Annotated in this window: 17 protein-coding genes; 8 read left to right on the forward strand and 9 right to left on the reverse strand. The window is 71.1% G+C overall.

All coding sequences use genetic code 11. From position 1 onward, the window contains the following. Positions 1–398 precede the first annotated feature (398 nt). Positions 399–1,676: a serine--tRNA ligase gene (serS, locus tag DEJ49_RS17840; protein ID WP_150185042.1), complete on the forward strand. Its 1,278-nt coding sequence runs from the start codon at positions 399–401 to the stop codon at positions 1,674–1,676. After that, positions 1,673–2,497: an HAD family hydrolase gene (locus DEJ49_RS17845; protein ID WP_150185043.1), complete on the forward strand. Its 825-nt coding sequence runs from the start codon at positions 1,673–1,675 to the stop codon at positions 2,495–2,497. The genes serS and DEJ49_RS17845 overlap by 4 nt, the downstream gene beginning before the upstream one ends. 293 nt (positions 2,498–2,790) lie before the next feature. On the opposite strand, the gene DEJ49_RS17850 is transcribed toward DEJ49_RS17845, so the two are convergent. The 4 genes from DEJ49_RS17850 to DEJ49_RS17870 are packed head-to-tail and all read right to left on the reverse strand — an operon-like array spanning position 2,791 to position 6,360. Next, positions 2,791–3,510 carry an ABC transporter permease gene (locus tag DEJ49_RS17850; RefSeq protein WP_150185044.1) on the reverse strand — a complete coding sequence of 240 codons (720 nt, stop codon included), beginning with the start codon at positions 3,508–3,510 and terminating at the stop codon, positions 2,791–2,793. 11 nt (positions 3,511–3,521) lie between these two features. Beyond that, entirely contained in the window at positions 3,522–4,433 is a 912-nt protein-coding gene (locus DEJ49_RS17855; protein ID WP_150185045.1) for an ABC transporter ATP-binding protein, read from the reverse strand. Then, entirely contained in the window at positions 4,430–5,314 is an 885-nt protein-coding gene (locus DEJ49_RS17860) for an ABC transporter permease (protein WP_150185046.1), read from the reverse strand. The genes DEJ49_RS17855 and DEJ49_RS17860 overlap by 4 nt, the downstream gene beginning before the upstream one ends. Continuing rightward, on the reverse strand, positions 5,311–6,360 hold the full coding sequence (locus tag DEJ49_RS17870) for an ABC transporter ATP-binding protein (RefSeq protein ID WP_223833194.1): 1,050 nt from the start codon (positions 6,358–6,360) through the stop codon (positions 5,311–5,313). The genes DEJ49_RS17860 and DEJ49_RS17870 overlap by 4 nt, the downstream gene beginning before the upstream one ends. Positions 6,361–6,620: 260 nt before the next feature. On the opposite strand from DEJ49_RS17870, the gene DEJ49_RS17875 reads away from it, so the two are divergent. From DEJ49_RS17875 to DEJ49_RS17895, 5 genes are all read left to right on the forward strand, one after another. Next, positions 6,621–7,472: a M24 family metallopeptidase gene (locus DEJ49_RS17875; RefSeq protein ID WP_150185047.1), complete on the forward strand. Its 852-nt coding sequence runs from the start codon at positions 6,621–6,623 to the stop codon at positions 7,470–7,472. Beyond that, positions 7,469–9,286 carry an SDR family oxidoreductase gene (locus tag DEJ49_RS17880; RefSeq protein ID WP_150185048.1) on the forward strand — a complete coding sequence of 606 codons (1,818 nt, stop codon included), beginning with the start codon at positions 7,469–7,471 and terminating at the stop codon, positions 9,284–9,286. The genes DEJ49_RS17875 and DEJ49_RS17880 overlap by 4 nt, the downstream gene beginning before the upstream one ends. Next, positions 9,283–10,215 carry a metal-dependent hydrolase gene (locus tag DEJ49_RS17885; RefSeq protein ID WP_150185049.1) on the forward strand — a complete coding sequence of 311 codons (933 nt, stop codon included), beginning with the start codon at positions 9,283–9,285 and terminating at the stop codon, positions 10,213–10,215. The genes DEJ49_RS17880 and DEJ49_RS17885 overlap by 4 nt, the downstream gene beginning before the upstream one ends. 49 nt (positions 10,216–10,264) lie before the next feature. After that, complete coding sequence (locus DEJ49_RS17890; RefSeq protein WP_150185050.1) at positions 10,265–11,170, forward strand: MerR family transcriptional regulator; 906 nt, start codon at positions 10,265–10,267, stop codon at positions 11,168–11,170. Positions 11,171–11,338: 168 nt separating this feature from the next. Then, positions 11,339–11,926: an RNA 2'-phosphotransferase gene (locus tag DEJ49_RS17895; protein WP_190329379.1), complete on the forward strand. Its 588-nt coding sequence runs from the start codon at positions 11,339–11,341 to the stop codon at positions 11,924–11,926. A 20-nt stretch (positions 11,927–11,946) separates the two neighbouring features. Here the strand turns inward: DEJ49_RS17895 and DEJ49_RS17900 are convergent, their stop codons facing one another. Further along, the gene (locus tag DEJ49_RS17900) at positions 11,947–12,858 is read right to left on the reverse strand and encodes an LLM class flavin-dependent oxidoreductase (RefSeq protein WP_150185051.1); all 912 of its coding nucleotides are present in this window, start codon (positions 12,856–12,858) and stop codon (positions 11,947–11,949) included. Positions 12,859–12,952: 94 nt separating this feature from the next. Between DEJ49_RS17900 and DEJ49_RS17905 the strand changes: the two genes are divergently transcribed. Beyond that, a complete protein-coding gene (locus tag DEJ49_RS17905; protein ID WP_150185052.1) occupies positions 12,953–13,879 on the forward strand; it encodes a Cof-type HAD-IIB family hydrolase in 927 nt (308 codons plus the stop codon). A gap of 18 nt (positions 13,880–13,897) precedes the next feature. Here the strand turns inward: DEJ49_RS17905 and DEJ49_RS17910 are convergent, their stop codons facing one another. The 4 genes from DEJ49_RS17910 to cydB form a co-directional block, all read right to left on the reverse strand. Then, complete coding sequence (locus DEJ49_RS17910) at positions 13,898–14,974, reverse strand: M23 family metallopeptidase (protein ID WP_150185053.1); 1,077 nt, start codon at positions 14,972–14,974, stop codon at positions 13,898–13,900. A gap of 127 nt (positions 14,975–15,101) precedes the next feature. Continuing rightward, entirely contained in the window at positions 15,102–16,844 is a 1,743-nt protein-coding gene (locus DEJ49_RS17915) for a GAF domain-containing sensor histidine kinase (protein ID WP_223832883.1), read from the reverse strand. Positions 16,845–16,931: 87 nt separating this feature from the next. Continuing rightward, positions 16,932–20,507 (reverse strand): thiol reductant ABC exporter subunit CydD, encoded by a 3,576-nt coding sequence (cydD, locus tag DEJ49_RS17920; protein ID WP_150185054.1) that lies wholly within the window; start codon positions 20,505–20,507, stop codon positions 16,932–16,934. Between the two features lie 36 nt (positions 20,508–20,543). After that, positions 20,544–21,548, reverse strand: a complete 1,005-nt coding sequence (cydB, locus tag DEJ49_RS17925) for a cytochrome d ubiquinol oxidase subunit II (protein WP_150185055.1) — start codon at positions 21,546–21,548, stop codon at positions 20,544–20,546. Positions 21,549–21,565 lie beyond the last annotated feature (17 nt).

Raw genomic sequence — 21,565 nt, forward strand, 5'->3', positions numbered from 1 at the left:
GTCCCGCACGTCACCCCTCGTCCACTCTTTTCCATTGATCAACTCTTTGGAGCGAGGTATTTCCACTCGAAAGTGGGTGTGCGGGTGGTTTGGGAAGGCATTCCCCGGGCGCATGAACAGCTGACGGAATGGGATGTTCCAACATCCACAGATCTTTCGCACACCCTGTGGATAACCGTCCGGACGCCCTGGTTCCTGTGGACAACGGCGGTGGACAAGCGCGCCAAGTCCCGCTCCCCGCAAGGGGTTCCGGTCAAGCGGTGCGCACCCTCTGCCCCGTTTCGGGGAATGCCGCCCCTTTTTATTGACCGGGAATTCACATTCCGGCAAATCGGGCATACCGTACGCAACGGAATATGGAGTCGTGGGCCGGAACCGGGCGACGGTAGCCTTGAGGGGTGATTGACCTTCGCCTGCTCCGTGAGGACCCCGACCGTGTTCGCGCCTCCCAGCGCGCCCGTGGAGAGGACGTCGCGCTCGTCGACGCCCTGCTCTCCGCCGACGAGCGGCGCAGGTCGTCCGGCCTCCGCTTCGACGAGCTCCGCGCCGAACAGAAGGCGCTCGGCAAGCTCATCCCCAAGGCCGCGCCCGAGGAGAAGCAGGAGCTCCTGAAGAAGGCGGGCGAGCTCTCCGCCGCCGTCAAGGCCGCGGACGCCGCGCAGGACGAGGCCGACGACGAGACCAAGCGCCTCCTGCAGCAGCTCGGCAACCTCGTCCACCCGGACGTCCCGGTCGGCGGCGAGGAGGACTTCGTCGTCCTCGACACCATCGGCACCCCGCGCGACTTCGCCGCCGAGGGCTTCGAGCCCAAGGACCACCTGGAGCTCGGCGAGGCCCTCGGCGCCATCGACGTCGAGCGCGGCGCGAAGGTCTCCGGCTCGCGCTTCTACTACCTGACGGGCGTCGGCGCCCTCCTGGAGCTGGCCCTTGTCAACGCGGCGATCGCCCAGGCGACGGAGGCCGGGTTCATCCCGATGCTGACGCCGTCGCTGGTCCGCCCCCGCGCGATGGAGGGCACGGGCTTCCTCGGCCAGGCCGCGGAGAACGTGTACCACCTGGAGAAGGACGACTACTACCTGGTCGGCACCTCCGAGGTCCCCCTCGCGGCGTACCACATGGACGAGATCATCGAGGCGGGCAAGCTCCCGCTGCGGTACGCGGGCTTCTCGCCCTGCTACCGGCGCGAAGCCGGCACGTACGGCAAGGACACCCGCGGCATCTTCCGCGTCCACCAGTTCGACAAGGTCGAGATGTTCTCGTACGTCGACCCGGAGGACGCGGAGAACGAGCACAAGCGCCTCCTGGAGTGGGAGAAGCAGTGGCTGACCGGCCTCGGCCTGCCCTTCCAGGTGATCGACGTGGCGACGGGTGACCTCGGTGCCTCGGCCTCGCGCAAGTACGACTGCGAGGCGTGGATCCCCACCCAGGGCAAGTACCGCGAGCTGACCTCGGCCTCGAACTGCGACAGCTTCCAGGCCCGCCGCCTGTCGGTGCGCATGCGCGACGGCAAGAAGGTGCAGCCCCTCGCGACGCTGAACGGCACGCTGTGCGCCGTCCCGCGGACGATCGTGGCCATCCTGGAGAATCACCAGCAGGCCGACGGCTCCGTGGTGGTGCCCGAGGTCCTGCGTCCGTACCTCGGGGGCCGAGAGATTTTGGAGCCCATCGCCAAGTGAGCCATCCAGCTCCGGTCACGCCCTCCTTCCCGTACAAGCTGGTCGCGACCGACCTCGACGGGACGCTGCTGCGCCCCGACGACACGGTGTCGGAACGGACGCGCCACGCGCTCACCGCGGCCACCGCGGCGGGCGCGGCGCACATCGTCGTCACCGGCCGCGCGGTGCCCTGGACCCGCCACATCCTCGACGACCTCGGCTACGACGGCATCGCGGTCTGCGGCCAGGGCGCGCAGGTCTACCACGCGGGGGAGCACCGGCTGCTCACCTCGGTGACGCTCGACCGGCAGCTGGCCGGTCTGGCGCTCGCCAAGATCGAGGCGGAGATCGGCCCGCTGGCGCTCGCGGCGAGCCGTGACGGCATCGACGGCGAGGTCCTGGTCGGCCCGGGGTACGCGGTCCAGGAGGGCCCGCTCCCCGCGACCCCGTTCACGGACATCGCCGACCTGTGGGCGGCGCCGCTGAACAAGCTGTACATCCAGCACCCCGGTCTCGGCGACGACGCGCTCACCGACGTGGCACGCCAGGTCGCGGGCGATCTGGTCGGCGTGACCATGGCGGGCGAGGGCATAGTCGAACTCCTGCCGCTCGGCCTCTCCAAGGCGACGGGCCTCTCGCTGGCGGCGCGGCGCCTGGGCGCGAAGGCCGTGGACACGATCGCGTTCGGCGACATGCCGAACGACATCCCGATGTTCGCCTGGGCGGCGCACGGCGTGGCCATGGCCAACGCCCACGAGGAGCTCAAGGCGGTCGCCGACGAGGTGACGACGTCGAACGAGGCGGACGGCATCGCGGTGGTGCTGGAGCGGTTGCTGGGCTGAGGCCTTGGCCCCTTTCGGGGGAGGTTTCGGCCCCCTCTGGGGGGGCGGCCCGCGCAGCGATGCGGATTCTGCGCGCTCGAAGCGGCCGCCCCGGGCAGCTCCCCCGTGCGCGGACTCGACGGAGCGGATAACCGCTCCGGAGCCTCTCACGGCTGCCCTGCCGGGAACTCGACGGACCGTGGTGGCGGTCGCGTCGGCTCCTCTCCCAGAAGGTGAGCGTCAGATGTTCCTGACGCGGTGGCACCAACTACTGTGCCTGCGGCCGGACTTCACCGCCACCGAATAAAAAGCGACTACTCCTCGCCCGCCAGCGTCAGCGAGCGGAGCTTCTGGCCCGCGTACCACGTGGCGGCCGCCGTGACCGCGAGCAGCAGGATCGTCCCCGTCGTCAGGCCGACGTCCGAGGTGATCAGATCACCCTTGCCGACCTTCTCGGCCACGGCGAGGGACCACTGCTGGACGCTGAGGGTGCGCGCTCCGGAGACCAGCGAGCCGAAGAGGGCCTCCCACACCAGGGCGTAGACGAGGCCGAAGACCACGGCGTGCCGGGTGACCGTGCCGAGGAGCAGGAAGATCGCGGCGTACGTGATGGAGGCGACGAGGGCCGCGATCGTGTAGGCGACGGCGATCTGCTGGCCGTTGCCGTTGAGGATCATCCCCGCGATGAACGTGGGGATCGCGGAGAACGCCATGGTCACGGCGATGGCGACGATCAGCTTGGTGAAGATGATCGCGGGCCGCTTGATGGGCTTGGAGAGCAGGTAGACGACCGAGCCGTCGTCGATCTCCGGGCCGATCGCGCCCGTGCCCGCGATGACGCCGATGATCGGCACCATCGTGGCGAGCGCGAAGCCGCCGAGGACGTCGACGGCCACTTGGTCGTCGGCGCCGCTGAAGCCGCGTACCGCCGCGGAGATGGCGATCAGCAGGACGGGCAGGGCGAAGAGGATGAGTGCCCGGCGGCGGCCGAGCAGGGCCCGGTAGGTGAGCCGGGCGACAGTGGGGTCGTACATGAGGGCTCCCTTCAGGCCGCGACGAGGTAGGAGAAGACCGACTCGAGGGACTCGTCCGAGGGCGAGACCGTCAGGAGCCGGATGCCGTGCTCCCGGGCGACCCGGGGCAGCAGCGTGGTGAACCGCGCGAAATCGACCGCCTGGATGCGCAGGGCGCCCTCCTTGAGGTCGACTTCGATGCCGGCCGTGGAGGGGTCGGCGATCAGCGCGGCGGCCAGGGCGCGGTCGTCGCTGGAGCGGATCAGGTAGCGGTGGGGCCGGTCGGTCATGAGCCGGCGGATGCGGCGGAAGTCACCGCTGGCCGCGTGGCGCCCGGCGACGATCACCTCGATGTGCGAGGCCAGTTGCTCGACCTCTTCGAGGATGTGCGAGGAGAAGAGGACCGTGCGGCCCTGGTCCCCCATGGTCCGCAGGAGCTCCATCAGCTGCATGCGCTGACGCGGGTCCATGCCGTTGAAGGGCTCGTCGAGCAGCAGCACCGCCGGGTCGTGGACCAGGGCGGACGCCATCTTCACGCGCTGGCGCATGCCCTTGGAGTACGTGGAGATCTTCCGGTCCTGCGCGTACTCCATCTCGACCGTGGCCAGTGCCTTCTTGGCGGCCCGTTCGTCGAGTCCGTGCAACTCGGCGTTGGCGACGACGAACTCGCGGCCCGTGAGGAAGTCGTACATGGCCTCCCGCTCGGGGACGATGCCGATGTCCTTGTAGATCTGTTCGTTCCGCCAGATCGGCTTGTCGTCGAGGGTGACGCTGCCGGTGGAGGGGGCGAGGAAGCCGCCCATCATGTTGATGAGGGTTGATTTGCCCGCGCCGTTCGGGCCGAGGAGGCCCGTGACGCCGGGGCCGATGTTCATGGTGATGTCGTTGACGGCCACCACGTTCCCGAACCAGCGGGAGGCATGGTCAATATTGATCGTGCTCACAGCCCGACCTTTCGGTAGCGGCGCATCATCGCGCCGTAGCAGCCCGCGATGAGGCCGAGGACGACGACTACGTAGACGACGCCCACGCCGGACGAGGGGCCTTCCCCTCCGGGGAAGGCGGAGGTCGCGCCGAGGAACGCGGTCTGGACGCCGTCGATGAGCGTGATCGGCGAGAAGAGCCCGAGCCAGCTGATGGCGTCGGCGCTGCTGTCCTGCGCGAACGCGATGGACTGGACCGTGGACACCGCTCCGTAGGTGATGGTCAGGACGGCGATGACGGCGGCGATGCCGAAGCCGCGGCGGGGGGTGATCGCCGAGATGACGAGGGCGATGCCGGAGAAGAGCAGGGAGAGCAGCGCCACGGAGACCAGTCCCTGGGCGAACCCCTTGCTCTGGTCGACGAAGTCGAGCTTGGCGAGAAGCGCCCCTGCGTAGAGCACGAGGAGCGGGGCGGCCGTGAGGACGAAGAGGGCGGAGGTCATCGCGGCGAACTTCGCCAGGACGTAGTCACCGCGCTCGATGGGCCGTGAGAAGTAGAGCGGGACGGTCTTGAAGCGCAGGTCGCGCGACACGGTCTGGGGGGCCTGGGCGGCCAGGAAGAGGCTGATGACGGCCTGCATGACGATGGCGTAGCGCGTGTAGTCCACGGGGAGGTCGTCGGCCTTGGTGGCCACGGCGACGGCCACCATGATCGCCGCGGGCAGGCACATCACCGCGAAGAGGATCATCGGCAGGACCTTGGACTTGGCGGAGCGCCCGAGTCCGTACGCGCCGCGCAGGCTCTGCGAGAAGAGCGAGCGGCGGGCGTAGGCGCGGCCGAGGCGGGGGCCGTCGTAGTTCCGGTAGCCGATGTTGTGGATCTGGGTGGACTCGGTGCTCATCGCGCCCCTCCCTCCTTGTGCGGTGCGGCGGCGGTGGCGGCCTGCTGTGCGGAAGCGGCCTCCTGTGCGGCGGCGGTGGCGGCCCAGGCGGCCGCGCGCTCGGTCACGGGCTCCTGTTGCGGCTCGTCCTTGAAGACCTCCGCGATGTGGTGCCTGCGCTGTTCCATGCGGACCAGGCCGAGGCCGAGGTCGGCGACGAGGTCGCGCACGATGTCGTACGTCTCCTCGCCCTCCGCGGTGAGCAGGATCGTGTGCCCGGCACCGGGCAGTTCACCGCCGGTCTCCGTGTCGATGCCGCGCGTCCGCAGCGCGTCGCGCAGCGCTTGGGTGCCGTCGGCGTGTTCGTCGTTGTCCGTGACCTCGACGGCGAGCGTCGTCGTGGTCTGGGTGAAGTCGGTGGTGGAGCTGGACCGCAGGAGCTTGCCGCCGTCGATGACGACGACGTGGTCGCAGGTGCGTTCCAGCTCGCCGAGGAGGTGCGAGGTGACGAGGACCGAGATGCCGAAGTCGGTGTGGACGCGGCGGATCAGGCCGAGCATCTCGTCGCGTCCGACCGGGTCGAGGCCGTTCGTCGGCTCGTCGAGGAAGACCAGCTGGGGGTCGTGGACGAGCGCCTGAGCGAGCTTCACGCGCTGCTTCATGCCGGTCGAGTAGCCGCCCATGGGGCGGTACCGCTCTTCGTAGAGCCCGACGTGGCGCAGGGTGTCCGCGGTGCGTTCGCGGGCGGCCGTGGGCGGGAGGCCGGACATGCGTGCCATGTGGACGACGAACTCGGTGGCCGAGACGTCGGGGGGCAGGCAGTCGTGTTCCGGCATGTATCCGACGCGCTCGCGGATCTCGCCGCCGCGGGTGGCGACGTCGAGTCCCAGCACGGCGGCGCGGCCCTCCGTGGCGGGGGACAGACCCAGCAGGATCTTGATCAGTGTGGACTTGCCGGCTCCATTGGCTCCGACGAGTCCGGTCACACCGGGCCCGATATCCATGGAGAGCCGGTCAAGCGCGGTCACCCTCGGGAACCGCTTGCTCAGGCTTTCGGTCGCGATCACAGTCACGGTTCGACCGTAGTGGCGCACACCACATCGGGTCGTCAGACCATGGGCTTGGCCCGCCCTCACTCTGGAGTATTACGGGCCCGTAAGGGTCGTCCTGAAGTCGACCCCTGGGGGTTCTTCCGGACCTTCCCCGCAGGGTTGGACAGAACTATTGACGTAGCCGCCGGGCATTGTCACATTCATCAGTGTCAAGTTACGACCGCGTACGGCGATGGACCGGACACGGGAAGACCGGACTCGGGACGGACGGTGGCATGACCTCAGCAGTGGCAGGCGAACTCTCCGCGGAACTGCGGGGGTTCAGAGAGGTTCAGACTCTGGCGTACGCATGCGCGGAGGCGGTCGCGGCACAACTCAAGCCGGGCGTGACGGAGCGCGAGGCGGCGCGGATGCAGCGCGAGTGGTTGCGCGAGCGGGGCGTGCGGGACTGGTTCCATCTGCCGTTCGCCTGGTTCGGCGACCGCACGGCGTTCGTGAACTTCCGTGTCCCGCTGCAGTTCTTCCCCACCAACCGCAGGCTGGAGCCGGGGATGCCGTTCATCCTCGACATGGCCCCGGTGTACAAGGGATTCACGGCGGACATCGGCTACTCCGGCTGTCTCGGCCTCAACCCGGTGCACGACAAGCTCCTCGCCGACCTGGAGGCGCACCGCGAGCTGATCCTGCGCGAGGTCCGCGAGCGCCGCCCGCTGCGGGAGATCTACGAGGACGTGGACCGCCTCATGGTCCGCCAGGGGTACGCGAACCGGCATCGGGCGTATCCGTTCGGCGTCATCGCGCACAAGGTCGACCGGGTCAAGGAGCGCCGGCTCACCCCGCACCTGTTCGGGTTCGGCACGCAGTCGCTGAAGGGCCTGGCGAGCGACGCCCTGCACGGGCACCGGGACGGCTGGTCGCCGCTGTGGTCCCCGTACAAATTCTCCGACCACCCGCCCCGTCAGGGGCTCTGGGCGGTCGAACCGCACCTCGGATTCAGGGGTACGGGCGCCAAGTTCGAGGAGATCCTGGTCGTCACCGACTCCAAGGACCCCGAGCAGAGCGCGTTCTGGCTGGACGACGACCTGCCGCATGTGCGGCGCTGGGCTGAGGAGAGGGCCGCCGCATGACGACCGGAGACATCACCGAGGGCACCGGCAAGAGCCCGGGCGGGGGCACTGGCAGGGGGCTGCGGGACGCGCGTGAGCGCTGGGTGCGGACGGGGGGCGTGGAGCTGTGCGTCGCCGAGCTCGGCGACCCGGAGCGGCCCACGGTCCTCCTTGTGCACGGCTATCCGGACTCCAAGGAGGTCTGGTCCGAGGTCGCCGAGCGCCTGGCCGACCACTTCCACGTCGTGCTGTACGACGTCCGGGGACACGGCAGGTCGACGGCTCCGCGGCCGCTCCGCGGCGGCTTCACCCTGGAGAAGCTGACCGACGACTTCGTGGCGGTCATCGACGCGGTCAGCCCGGACAGGCCGGTGCACGTGGTCGGGCACGACTGGGGCTCGGTGCAGTCCTGGGAGTTCGTCACGGTCAAGCGGACCGAGGGCCGCATCGCGTCCTTCACGTCGATGTCGGGACCGTCGCTCGACCACTTCGGCCACTGGATCAAGAAGCGCGTATCGCGGCCGACCCCACGCAAGGTGGGCCAACTCCTCGGCCAGGGCGCCAAGTCCTGGTACGTGTACATGCTGCACACCCCGGTCCTGCCCGAGCTCGCCTGGCGCGGCCCGCTCGGCAAGCAGTGGCCGAAGATCCTGCAACGCATGGAGAAGGTCCCCGCGGGCGACTACCCGACGGCGTCGCTGCCCCAGGACGCCGCACACGGCGCCTGGCTCTACCGGGACAACGTCCGCGCACGCCTGCGCAGGCCGCGCACCGATGCGTACGCGCACGCGCCCGTGCAGCTCATCACGCCCTCCGGGGACATCTTCCTGTCCGAGCGGCTCTACGACGAGCTGGAGTTGTGGGCCCCGCAGCTCGTCCGGCGCACCCTGCCGGCCAAGCACTGGGTGCCGCGCACCAGGCCCGACCGGCTGGCGGCGTGGATCGGTGAGTTCGTGACGGCCAACGAGGACGGCTTGCCCTCCAAGGTGAGTTCGGCCACCGGCAAGCACGCCGACCGGTTCGGCGGCCAGCTCGTCCTGGTCACCGGGGCGGGCAGCGGCATCGGACGGGCCACCGCCTTCGCGTTCGCCGAGGCGGGTGCGCGCGTGGTGGCCGTCGACCGGGACGCGGAGAGCGCGGCCCGCACGGCGGAGATGTCCCGCCTGATAGGCGCCCCGGACGCCTGGGGCGAGGCGGTCGACGTCTCCGACGAGCAGGCCATGGAGAAGCTCGCGGCCCGGGTCGCCGCGGAGTACGGCGTGGTGGACGTCCTGGTGAACAACGCGGGCATCGGCCTCGCCGGCTCCTTCCTCGACACGACGGGCGACGACTGGAAGAAGGTCCTCGACGTCAACCTGTGGGGCGTGATCCACGGCTGTCGGCTCTTCGGCAAGCAGATGGCCGAGCGCGGGCAGGGCGGCCACATCGTGAACACCGCGTCGGCCGCGGCGTACCAGCCGTCCAAGAGCCTTCCCGCCTACAGCACCTCGAAGGCCGCGGTCCTGATGCTCAGCGAGTGCCTGCGCGCGGAGCTCGCGGACCAGGGCATCGGTGTCTCCGCGATCTGCCCGGGCTTCGTGAACACCAACATCACGTCGACGTCCCGTTTCGTGGGCGTCGGGGCGGAGGAGGAGAAGCGCCGCCAGAAGAAGTCCGCCCGGCTGTACGGCCTGCGGAACTACCCGCCGGAGAAGGTCGCCGACGCGATCCTGCACGCCGTCGTCAAGAACCAGGCGGTGGTCCCGGTCACCCCCGAGGCGCGCGGCGCCCGCTTCATGTCGCGCCTCAGCCCGAAGGCCTTGCGCGCGATCGCCCGATTGGAGCCGCCGTTGTGAGCGCGGAGAGGGAGCCGGGCACAGGCGCCGAGGAGCACTACGCGATCGTGCCGCGCCGGGTCTCGTTCGACTGGGACGGGACGCCGCTGCACTGGATACCGGACGAGCCGACCGCCACGCACGTCATCAACGTTCTGCATCTGCTGCTCCCGGCGGGGGAGCGGTGGTTCGTGAAGGTCTTCAAGGAGGGCCTGCCGCTGATCACCGATCCGGTGCTGCGGGGCGACGTGAAGGGGTTCATGGGCCAGGAGGCCACGCACAGCGTGCAGCACGCGCACGTGCTGGACCACCTGGCGGCCCAGCGCCTCGACACCGCGGCCTTCACGAAGTACGTCGACTTCCTCTTCGAGAAGCTCCTCGGGGAGAGGCCGCCACTGGGGGCTCCGGTGCCGGCGCAGGAGTGGCTGCGCTTCCGGCTGTCGATCATCGCCGCCATCGAGCAGTTCACGGCGGTCCTCGGCAACTGGGTCCTGCACGCCGAGGGCCTCGACCGCGCGGGGTCCGACGAGGTGATGCTGGACCTGCTGCGCTGGCACGGCGCGGAGGAGGTCGAGCACCGCGCGGTCGCCTTCGACATGTTCCAGCACTGCGGTGGGCAGGGCCTGCCCCGGTATGCCCGACGCGTCGCGGGCATGACGGTCACGGCGCCGGTGATGCTGTACCTGTGGGTGTGGGGCACCGCCTACCTGATCCGCCACGACCCTCAACTCGCGGGCCGGGTGCGGTACTCACTGGCCGAGCACAACCGGGCGGTCCGGAAGGGCCTGCTGCCCGCCTGGCGTGAGCTCGGCGCGGCGATACCGCGCTATCTGCGGCGGTCGTACCATCCCTCGCAGGAAGGCTCGTTGCGCAAAGCGGTCGAGTATCTGGCCCAGTCGCCCGCGGCGCGGGTGGCGGCGGGCGCGATCGGCCGGACGGCCACCGGCTAGGCCGGTCGCACGGGGGCTTCGGCACGAGTCATCACGGAGGACGGGCAGCGTGGAGTACCGCATCGAGGATCTGGCGCACCACAGCGGTGCGACGGTCCGGACCATCCGCGCCTATCAGGACCGCGGTCTGCTACCCCGCCCGGAGCGCCGCGGTCGGGCCAACGTGTACGGGGACGCGCACCTGGCACGGCTGCGGCAGATCGCTGACCTGCTGGAGCGCGGTTACACCCTGGCCTCCATCAAGGAGCTCCTGGAGGCCTGGGACGCCGGGCGCGGCCTCGGCGGGGTGCTCGGCCTGGTCGCCGAGGTCGACGGGCCGTGGACGGACGAGAAGGCCGACCGGATCACCCGGGCCGAGCTCGACGCGGCGTTCGGCGGCACCCCGGACGAGGCGGCGGTGGCCGACGCGGTCGCTCTGGGTGTCCTGGAACCGGTGCCGGGGCGCGAGGACGAGTACCTGGTACCGAGCCCTCAAGAGCTTTCCGTGGCCGTGGAGTTGTACGCGGCCGGCGTTCCGCTGCTCGCGATTTCGGGGCACTTGCGGGAGTTGAGGGGTCAGGTCGAGCACATAGCCTCTCGTTTCCTGGAGTTCACGACCGAGCACGTCTTCGCGCGCTACCTCGACCATCACCCGCCGACGGAAGCGGACGCGGCCGAGGCGGCCTCCCTCGTACGCAAATTGCGACCACTGGCCCAGCAGTCGGTCGACGCCGAACTGGCGCGGGCCATGCGGCTGTTCGCGACGAAGCATCTGCGGCAGCACTTGGAGGCGGGAGCGGTGCTGCCCGCGGCAGAAGAGCCGCAGTATGTGGCGCTACCCGCCTCGACAATGCGGGCTGTCCAGGCGTTGGTTGGGGAGGAGGGCGCGGCGGCTTTCATCGCGGCTGCCGCCGAACGCGAGGTGCAAAAACGGACTTTGGACGCCCTTGCGTCAAATGTGCGCATCGAAGGGTAAGTTGGGCAAACGCCGTGTAGCGGGCGGCAGTTGTCCACAGATTTGTCAACTGACCTGTGGATAACTCGACTTGGTTGTGGATCAAACCTTTGGACCGGAATCTCTCGATGAAAAACCGATGGACGAAAATCGAGTGCGCGGAGAACGAGGGGCCGAGACGCTGAGCGCATGAAAGAAGGACGTCCCGCAGCAAAGGGACCCCGCACAGCGGACGAACAGCGCACCGTGAAGGTGTCCAAGTACCTGTCGAAACACCTGCGCCACAGCCCCGGCCGGATCGGGCTCACCCTCGACGCGAACGGCTGGGTGGAGATCGACGCGCTCCTCGCCGCGGCCGCCGCCCACCGCTTCCCCTTCACCCGGGCCGAGCTCGACCACGTGGTGGCCGTCAACGACAAGCAGCGCTTCGCCGTAGAGGACGGCCGGATCCGCGCGAGCCAGGGCCACTCCGTCGACGTCGACCTGGACCTGCCCCCGGCACCCCCTCCCGCGTACCTCTACCACGGCACCGTCGCCGCCCACCTGGCCGCGATCCGCGCCGAAGGCCTGCGCCCCATGAACCGGCACGCCGTGCACCTGTCGCCCGACCGCGAGACCGCGACCCGCGTCGGCGCCCGCCGGGGACGGCCCGTCGTCCTGTCCGTCGACGCGGGCGCGATGCACCGCGCCGGGCACGTCTTCCAGGTCAGCGCCAACGGCGTCTGGCTCACCGCCGCGGTGCCGCCCGGCTTCCTGCGGTTTCCGGGAACGCGCTGATTCCTGCAATAGATTCGGTCTCAGCCGAGCTGGGCGACCGCCTCGGTGGCGATCCGCTCGAACACCGACTGGTCGGCGGCGAAGTCGGAGCCGGGAATCGGCCAGTGGACGGCGAGCTCGGTGAAGCCGAGCTCCTGGTGGCGGCCCGCGAAGTCCACGAAGGCGTCCAGCGACTCCAGCGGACCGTTGCGGTCCGGGGTGAAGCCCGTCAGAAGGATCTTGTCGAGTTCGGCCACGTCGCGGCCGGCCTCCGCGCACGCCTTGCCGAGCTTGTCGACCTGGCCGCGGATCGCCTCGCGGGACTCCTCGGGCGTACCCGACTCGTAGAGCTTCGGGTCCCCCGTGGTCACCCACGCCTGACCGTGCCGGGCCGCGAGCCGCAGACCGCGCGGACCGGTGGCGGCGACCGCGAAGGGCAGCCTCGGCCGCTGCGCGCAGCCCGGGATGTTGCGCGCCTCACGCGCCGAGTAGAAAGTCCCCTCGTACGTCACCGCGTCCTCGGTGAGCAGCCGGTCGAGCAGCGGCACGAACTCCCCGAAGCGGTCGGCCCGCTCGCGCGGGGTCCACGGCTCCTCGTCGCCCTTGAGCAGCGTCGTCGCGTCGAAGCCGTTGCCGCCCGCGCCGATGCCGAGCGTGATCCGGCCGCCGGAGATGTCGTCGAGCGAGATGAGTTCCTTGGCGAGCGTCACGGGGTGCCGGAAGTTGGGCGACGTGACGAGCGTGCCGAGGCGCAGCCGCTCGGTGACCGTCGCGGCGGCCGTCAGCGTCGGCACCGCGCCGAACCACGGGCCGTCGCGGAACGTGCGCCAGGCCAGGTGGTCGTACGTGTACGCCGTGTGGAAGCCGAGCTCCTCGGCCCGCAGCCACTGATCGCGGCCACCCTCGTTCCAGCGGTGCACGGGGAGAATCACGGTGCTCAGGCGCAGACTCATGCCTCAGAGCTTACGGGGGCCCGGAGAGCGCTCGCCCACTCAGATGTGCGCCCCCGCGCACGCCCGTGCAGGCATGTGCGGGACAATCGACGGCGTGACCTCAGCTACCCCTGGGCCCCGGACCCCGGCCCCCTCCGCCCCCGCAGCCGGCAGCCCGGCCGCACCGCGGCCGCGGCCCCGGCTGATCGCGACGGACCTGGACGGCACGTTGCTGCGCGACGACAAGACGGTCTCCGACCGAACGGTCGCCGCCCTCGCCGCCGCCGAGGCAGCGGGGATCGAAGTCTTCTTCGTGACCGGCCGGCCGGCCCGCTGGATGGACGTCGTCAGTGCCCACGTCCACGGTCACGGCCTCACCATCTGCGGCAACGGCGCCGCGGTCGTCGACCTGCACGGCGGCCCCGGCACCCACAGCTTCGTCAAGATCCGTGAGCTGTCGCGGGAGTGCGCGCTCGACGTCGTGCACCGGTTGCGCGCCGCCGCGCCGGGCACGTCCTTCGCCATCGAGCGCACCGGAGGGCTGCACCACGAGGAGACCTACCCGCCGCTCCACATGGAGCCGGGCGAGAGCGTCGCGCCCGCGGAGAAGCTTCTCGCCGAGACCCTCGCGGACTCCGCGGCCGCCGAGCAGCCCGTCCTGAAGGTGCTCGCCTTCCACCCCGGTCTCGCGCCCGACGAGTTCCTGGTCCTCGCCCGCGCGGCCATCGGCGACCGGGCGACGGTCACCCGGTCGAGCCCCAGCGCCCTCCTGGAGATCAGCGGCCCGGGCGTCTCCAAGGCCAGCACCCTGGAGCTGTGCTGCGCCGAGCGCGGCATCACGCCCGCGGAAGTCGTCGCCTTCGGAGACATGCCGAACGACATCGAGATGCTCGCCTGGGCGGGCACGTCGTACGCGATGGGCAACGCGCATCCGGACGTCATCGCCGCGGCCTCCGGGCGCACGGTCGCCAACAACGACGACGGGGTGGCGGTCGTGATCGAGCGGATCCTGGCGGACCGGCGGGCGTCGGACGGCGGCTGACCCCAGACGGCAAGCGCCTCACAGGATGACCCCCCGCTCCGCCAGCCACCTCCGCGGGTCCACACCCGACCCCAGGTAGGGCGTGAGCCGGGCCTCGAAGTGCAGGTGCGGTCCGGTCGAGTTGCCCGTGGTGCCCGCCTGCCCGACCCACTGCCCCGCCCGCACCCGGTCCCCCTGGTCGACGGTGACGGCCGCGAGATGCGCGTACTGCGTGAAGTACCCGCCCTTGTGCCGCACCACGACCTCGATACCGAAGCCCCCGCCGCACGACACGCTCTCGACGCGTCCGGCACCGACCGACCGCACCGGCGCCCCGACCCCGACCGCGAAGTCCTGGCCCGTGTGCCGGTGCGCCCAGCGCCCGCCGGCGCTGTCGAAGCCCGCCGAGAGCTCGTACGACTCCACGGGCGTCACCCACGCGCGCGTGACGGGCGTCCTCTGCTGGTTCAGCCGCACGGCACCACGGCATCGCCCCGCGGCGACCGACCGGTCGGCCTCGCCCTGCAGGGTCCACCGCGCCCGCTCCAGCTTCCGTTCGATGCCGCGCTTGAGGTCCGCGAGGCGGGCGTTGTGCCGGTCCAGGGACCGCTTGGCGCGGTCCGCCCTGCGCTTGGCGACGGCAAGGCCCGACGCTGCCCGCCGGGTCTTGGCGACGGCACTGTTGACGGCCAGGTCCGCGTGCAGCATGACCTGCTTGCCGCGCATCAGGGCGTCCGGACTGTCGGCCAGGAGGAGCTGCACGGTGTGGGGCAGGCCGCCTCCGGCGCGGTACTGGGCGCTGGCCAGCCTGCCCAGGTCCGCGTGCAGCACCGCCATGTGGCGCCGCTCCGCCGCCAGGAGTCGGTCCAGTTTCCGGACCCTCGTCTTCTGGACGCGGGCCGCCCGACGCCCCTCTACGTAGCGTGCGGTCGCGGCGGAGGCCTCTTCGTAGAGCCGCACCACGTCGGCACTCGCACTCGGCCCCTCAGAAGACACGTGTCCCTCGGAAGACACGTGTCCCTCGGCGGACGCGGCGGGAGGCGTCGGGACGAGCAGCGCGCACAGCAGTACCGGCACGCAGACGAACAGGTGCGGACGACGACGGCGCAGAGGCATGACACGGATCGTTGCCCGCCGGGACGGCACGGGCCCCGCCGGACCCGTGCACCGCCGGACGCGGTGCCCCGTACGGCCCAGACGCGTACCGCCGAACAGGGGCGGCCGGTCAGGCGCCCGCGAGAGCTCAGTACGGCGCTTCCCACACCACCGTCGTACCGCCCCCGTCCTCACCGATGCCCGGCCCGTACCAACTGTCGCCGCCCAGCGACTCGGCGCGCCGCTTGAGGTTCTTCAGGCCGCTGCGCCTGCCGCCCTCCGCGATGCCCACGCCGTCGTCGGCGACCGTCAGACGCACGCCGTGCTGCCCGTCCGCGAGGACCACGGTCGAGTCCACCACGACGTCGATACGGGCGGCCTGCGCGTGCCGGAAGGCGTTGGACAGCGCCTCCCGCAACGCCGCGATGAGGTTCTTGCCCGTCAGTTCGCCGACCACCGCGTCGACGGGGCCCACGAAGTGGTGCGAGGGCTTGAAGCCCAGCGGTACGGCGGCCATGTTGATCTCGCGCAGGACGCGGGTGCGCAGCCCTGAGGGCGCCTCCGCGGGGCCCTGTTGCAGCGCGAAGATCGCCGTGCGGATCTCCTGGATCGTCACGTCGAGCTCGTCGACGGCCCGGCCGACACCGACCTGCACCTCCGGCACGACCGACCTGCGCTGCGCGCTCTCCAGCATCATCCCGGTGGCGAACAACCGCTGGATCACGAGGTCGTGCAGGTCCCTGGCGATGCGGTCGCGGTCCTCGTACACGGCGAGCCGCTCCCGGTCGCGCTGGGCCTCGGCCATCATCAGCGCGAGCGCGGCCTGCGAGGCGAACTGCGTGGCGAGGGTCCGCTCGGCCTCGCTGAAAGGGCGTGCCCCACGCGCGCGGGGCGTCACGAGCGTCCCCAGGACGCGGCCGTCGCTCTGGAGGGGCAGCATCATGACGGGCCCGTAGGCGCGGGCGATCTCGGTCATGATGATGCGGGGGTCGGACGCCGCGTCGTCGACGAAGACCGGCTCTCCTTCGAGGAGGTCGGCGACGATACGGCTCTCCGGGGGGACGATCACGCCGAGCGCCCCGTTGGGCTCGTCCGAGGAGACCGCGACGACCTCCATGCCGCCCTCTTCGTCGGGCAGCAGCACGATTCCCGCGGCGGAGTCCGCGAGGTGCCTGGCCTGCTCGGCGACGACCGCGAGCGCCTCCTCGGCGTCGCTGCCGGACAGCAGCGCGGTGGTGACCGCCACGGAGCCGTCGATCCACCGTTCGCGCTGCTTGGCGGCTTCGTAGAGGCGCGCGTTGCCGATGGCGATGCCCGCCTCCGTGGCGAGGACACGGACCATGTGCACGTCGTAGTCGTTGAACTCGGCGCCGTCGCGCTTCTCGGTCAGGTAGAGGTTTCCGAAGATCTCTCCCTGTACGCGGATGGGAACGCCGAGGAACGTCCGCATCGGCGGGTGGTGGGCCGGAAAGCCGCAGGAGCGCGGGTCGGTGGAGAGGTCCGCCAGACGCAGCGTCCTCGGCTGGTGGATGAGGGCGCCGAGGAGCCCGCGGTGCCCGTCCGGCAGGCGTCCGATCCGCTCCGCCGTCGCCTCGTCGATGCCGTGGTAGACGAAGTCGGAGAGGCCCTCGCCGTCCTCGGCGACGACACCGATCGCGGCGTAGTGCGCGTTTGCGAGCTCGGCGGCGGTCTCGCAGATGCGGTCCAGGGTGATGTGCAGTTCGAGCCCGGTGCCGACCGAGCGCATCGCTTCGAGCAGCTGCGGCACGCGTGACGTCAGCTCGGGGGACAGCCCTTGGAGGCTGCGGGTCGCCCGCGCCGCCGCGGCTTCCACCGTGTCCGGTGAGCCGTCGGGGAGCGGGGAGTCGGCGGAGGCCGAGGGTGCTGACATGCCTTTGAGCCTAGTAAGTCCTATTTACAGGGGAAAGTCGAAACCGTATGCGGCCGGGCGTCGGCACCCATGCGCCACGAGCCCGCCTCACCCGGCCACCAGCAGATCCGCCGCCCTCTCCACGTCCAGCATCCGCCGCAACGGCCCCTCCTCGGCCGCCAGCTCCGCGTACGTGCCGCGCTGCACCACCCGGCCCGCGTCCAGGACGATCACCTCGTCCACGGCGTCGAGCCCGGCGAGGCGGTGCGTGATGAGCAGCGTCGTGCGCCCCTCGGTCGCGGCCAGGAGGTCCGCGGTCAGGGCGTCGGCGGTCGGCAGGTCGAGGTGTTCGGCGGGCTCGTCCAGTACGAGGACGGGGAAGTCGGCGAGGAGCGCGCGGGCCAGCGCGAGCCGCTGCCGCTGCCCTCCGGAGAGCCGCGCCCCGTGCTCGCCGACGAGCGTGTCGAGCCCGTCGGGCAGCGCGTAGGCCCAGCCGTCGAGCCGCGCGCGCTCCAGGGCGTCGCGCAGTTCGTCGTCCGTGGCGTCCTTCTTGGCGAGCAGCAGGTTCTCGCGCACCGAGCTGTCGAAGATGTGGGCGTCCTGCGCGCACAGGCCGACCATGCGGCGCACGGTGTCCCCGTCCAGCGCGGGCACGTCGCCGCCACCGAACGCACACGTCCCACCGGACACGTGCTTCCCACCAGCCACGTGCGTCCCACCGAGCGTGTACGTCCCTTCGTACGCTCCGAGGAACCCGAGCAGCACCTGCGCCAGCGTCGTCTTGCCCGATCCGGACGGGCCGACGACGGCGATCCGCCGTCCCCGGTCCAGCGTGAGGTCCACGCCCGCGAGCGCGTCCCGGTCCTGACCCTCGTACCGCGCGCGCAGCCCTTCGACGCGCAGCGGGAAGGGCGTCTGTGGCGCCTGCGCGGGCTCGGCGGGCTCGGGTACCGGCACGGGCGCGTCGAGGACCTCGTAGACCCGCTCAGCGCTCTTCAGGACCCGCTGGCGGTACTGCACGGCGAGCGGCAGGCCCATCACCGCCTCGAAGGCGGCGAGCGGGGTGAGCACGACCGCGGCGAGGGCGACGCCGCTGAGCCGTCCGTCGTGGACGGCCTGCACGCCGACGAGCGCGGCCGCGGCCACGGTGAGCCCGGTGACGAGGGCGCCGAGTCCGTCGCCGAGGGCGGTGGCGGTGGCGCCCCGGGAGGCGATGCGGGTCAGCTCGGCATCGGCCTCGACGGCCTTGGCGGTACGTCGCCTCAGCGCACCGGCGACGGTCAACTCGGCTGTCCCCGTGAGCAGATCGGCCACCCGCGTGGCGAGCACCCCGCGCGCGGGAGCCAGCTTTCGCTCCGCACGGCGCGCCACGGCGCCGCTCACCAGCGGCACGGCGACGCCCGCGGCGAGCAGTCCGGCGGCGAGCACGGCGCCCGCCTCGGGCAGCAGCCAGGCGGTGAACCCGACGGCTCCCGCGCCGACGACTGCGGCCGACGCGGCGGGCAGCAGCCAGCGCAGCCAGTAGTCCTGCAGCGCGTCGACGTCGGCGACCAGCCGGGAGAGGAGGTCGCCGCGCCGAGTGCCGCGCAGTCCTGCCGGGGCGAGCCGTTCCAGGCGCCGGTAGACGGCGACCCGGGTGTCGGCGAGCATCCGCAGCACCGCGTCGTGCGAGACCAGGCGCTCGGCGTACCGGAAGACGGCGCGGCCGATGCCGAAGGCGCGAGTCGCCGTCACGGCGATCATCAGATACATCACCGGGGGCTGCTCCGAGGCCCGCGAGATCAGCCACCCCGAGGTGGCCATGAGCCCGACGGCGCTCGCGAGCGCGAGGCTTCCCAGGAGCAGGGCGAGCGCCAGCTGCCCGCGCCGCGCCTGGGCGGCGTCCCGGACCCTGGCCAGCACCCCGGCGCCCGAACGGGACGCCCCGGAGCCGTCGGGAACGCTCGTGGGCCCGCTCTTCGGAGCGTCCGGCGTCACCACGTCACCGGTCACGCCCTCCGCACCGCGAGCGGCCGCACCGGTCCTGCTGCCTACGGCCGACCGGTCATCCCTCTCCCCGCCTTCCAGCCGCACCACACGATCCGCCACGGCCAGCAGCGCGGGGCGGTGCACGACCAGCAGCACCGTCCGCCCGACAGCCAGCCGGCGCACCGCTTCCACCACGGCCGCCTCGGTCCCGCCGTCCAGCGCCGCCGTCGGCTCGTCGAGCAGCACCACGGGACGGTCCGCGAGGAAAGCGCGGGCCAGCGCGAGCCGTTGCCGCTGCCCGGCGGAGAGCCCGGCACCGTCCTCCCCGAGCAGGGTCTCCATCCCGTCGGGCAGCGCGTCCACGAACTCCAGCGCACCCGCGTCCCGCAGCGCGTCCCGCAGCTGCGCGTCGTCCGCGTCCGGCCGCGCGAGCCGTACGTTCTCCGCGACGCTCCCGGCGAACAGGTGCGGCCGCTGCGGCACCCACGCGACGCGCTCGCGCCACCGCTCCGGCGAGACCTCCGCCAGATCGACGCCCCCGACACACACCCGCCCCTCGGTGGGCCGCACAAAACCGAGCACCACGTTCAGCAGCGTCGACTTGCCCACCCCGCTGGGCCCCACGAGCGCCACCGTCTCCCCGGGCGCCACCTCGAAGGACGCCCCCGAGACCGCGTCGGCCGTCCGCCCCGGGTACCGGACCGTCACGCCCTCCACGGTCAGGACACCGGACGGCGCCGGCCCGGTCCCGGCGGCCGGCGCCGGGGCCTCCAGGACCTCGAAGATCTCTTCGGCGGCCGAGAGCCCCTCCGCCGCCGCGTGGTACTGCGCACCGACCTGGCGCAGCGGCAGGTAGGCCTCGGGAGCGAGGACGAGGACGACGAGTCCGTCGTACAGCTCCATCTCGCCGTGGACGAGCCGCATGCCGATGGTCACAGCGACCAGCGCGACCGAGATCGTCGCGAGCAGTTCCAGGGCGAACGACGACAGGAAGGCGATGCGCAGCGTCCGCATCGTGGCCTGCCGGTACTCGCCGGTGATCTTGCGGATCGACTCGGCCTGCGCCTTGGCGCGGCCGAACACCTTCAGGGTCGGGAGGCCGGCGACCACGTCGAGGAAGTGCCCCGACAGGCGCGAGAGGAGCCGCCACTGGCGGTCCATGCGGTTCTGCGTGGCCCAGCCGATCAGAATCATGAAGACCGGGATGAGCGGCAGCGTCACGACGATGATCGCCGCCGACACCCAGTCCTCGGTGACGATGCGGGCGAGCACCGCCACCGGCACCACCACCGCGAGCCCCAACTGCGGCAGGTAGCGCGAGAAGTAGTCGTCGAGCGCGTCCACGCCGCGCGTCGCGAGCGAGACCAGCGAGCCGGTCCGCTGACCGGTCAGCCACCCCGGCCCGAGCTCCCCCGCCCGCTCAAGGAGGCGCCCCCGCAGCTCGGACTTGACCGCCGCGCTCGCCCGGTGCGCGGCGAGCTCGGTCAGCCAGGAGACCAGCCCCCGCCCCGCCGCGACCACCGCGAGCAGCACCAGGGGAGTGCCCAGGTCACCTACGGAACGGCCGTCCTGGAAGGCGCCCACCACGATCTCGGCGATGAGCATCGCCTGCCCGACGACCAGGCCCGCTCCGGCCAGCCCGAGGACCACGACCGCGACCAGGAAGAAGCGAGTGGCGCGGGCGTACCGGAGCAGGCGCGGGTCGATCGGTTTCACGTGAAACACACCCTCCAACAGAAACGGTGAACGGCCTCAGTGCGCGGCATCCGCGATGTGCTGCGTCCCGATCCGCTTGCGGAACACCCAGTACGTCCACGACTGGTAGAGCAGCACGACCGGCGTCGCGACGCCCGCGCACCACGTCATGATCTTCAGGGTGTACGGGCTGGACGAGGCGTTGGTGACCGTGAGGCTCCACTCCTCGTTCAGCGACGACGGCATGACGTTCGGGAAGAGCGTGAGGAAGAGCATCGCGACGGCCGCCGCGATCGTGATCCCCGACAGCGCGAACGACCAGCCCTCGCGCCCGATCTTGATCGCCGCGATGGCGCCGACCAGGGCCACCACCGCCACGATCATCGCGATCAGGCTCTTGCCGTCGCCCTTGTCCGCCTGGGTCCAGATCAGGAACCCGAGCGCGAGAACGGCCGTGACGAGCCCGAGTCCGAGCGCCGTCTTGCGCGCCCGCATCCGGATGTCGCCCACCGTCTTGAGCGAGGCGAACACCGCGCCGTGGAACGTGAACAGCGTCAGGGTGACCAGACCGCCGAGGATCGCGTACGGGTTGAGCAGGTCCCAGAAGGTGCCCACGTACTCCTTGTGGGCGTCGATCTTCACGCCCCGCACGATGTTGCCGAACGCGACGCCCCAGAGCACCGCCGGGATCAGCGAGGTCCAGAAGATCGCGTGCTCCCAGTTGGTCTGCCAGCGCTCCTCCGGCCGCTTGGCGCGGTACTCGAAGGCGACACCGCGCACGATCAGGCAGATCAGGATGATCAGCAGCGGCAGGTAGAACCCGGAGAACAGCGTCGCGTACCAGTCGGGGAAGGCGGCGAAGGTCGCGCCGCCCGCGGTGAGCAGCCAGACCTCGTTGCCGTCCCAGACGGGCCCGATGGTGTTGATGAGGACCCGCTTCTCGACCCGGTCACGGGCGAGCATCTTGGTCAGAACGCCGATCCCGAAGTCGAAGCCCTCCAGGAAGAAGTAGCCGATCCACAGGACCGCGATCAGTACGAACCAGACGTCGTGAAGTTCCATGTCCGCGTCGCTCCTTC

The organism is Streptomyces venezuelae (assembly GCF_008642335.1).
Taxonomy (GTDB): domain Bacteria; phylum Actinomycetota; class Actinomycetes; order Streptomycetales; family Streptomycetaceae; genus Streptomyces; species Streptomyces venezuelae_F.

What these genes read in the sequence shown, in the direction of transcription:
- DEJ49_RS17850 (WP_150185044.1), bottom strand. Translation starts at nt 3,510, where the DNA reads ATGTACGACCCCACTGTCGCCCGGCTCACCTACCGGGCCCTGCTCGGC.
- DEJ49_RS17860 (WP_150185046.1), bottom strand. Translation starts at nt 5,314, where the DNA reads ATGAGCACCGAGTCCACCCAGATCCACAACATCGGCTACCGGAACTAC.
- DEJ49_RS17875 (WP_150185047.1), top strand. Translation starts at nt 6,621, where the DNA reads ATGACCTCAGCAGTGGCAGGCGAACTCTCCGCGGAACTGCGGGGGTTC.
- DEJ49_RS17880 (WP_150185048.1), top strand. Translation starts at nt 7,469, where the DNA reads ATGACGACCGGAGACATCACCGAGGGCACCGGCAAGAGCCCGGGCGGG.
- DEJ49_RS17895 (WP_190329379.1), top strand. Translation starts at nt 11,339, where the DNA reads ATGAAAGAAGGACGTCCCGCAGCAAAGGGACCCCGCACAGCGGACGAA.
- DEJ49_RS17900 (WP_150185051.1), bottom strand. Translation starts at nt 12,858, where the DNA reads ATGAGTCTGCGCCTGAGCACCGTGATTCTCCCCGTGCACCGCTGGAAC.
- DEJ49_RS17910 (WP_150185053.1), bottom strand. Translation starts at nt 14,974, where the DNA reads ATGCCTCTGCGCCGTCGTCGTCCGCACCTGTTCGTCTGCGTGCCGGTA.
- DEJ49_RS17915 (WP_223832883.1), bottom strand. Translation starts at nt 16,844, where the DNA reads ATGTCAGCACCCTCGGCCTCCGCCGACTCCCCGCTCCCCGACGGCTCA.
- cydB (WP_150185055.1), bottom strand. Translation starts at nt 21,548, where the DNA reads ATGGAACTTCACGACGTCTGGTTCGTACTGATCGCGGTCCTGTGGATC.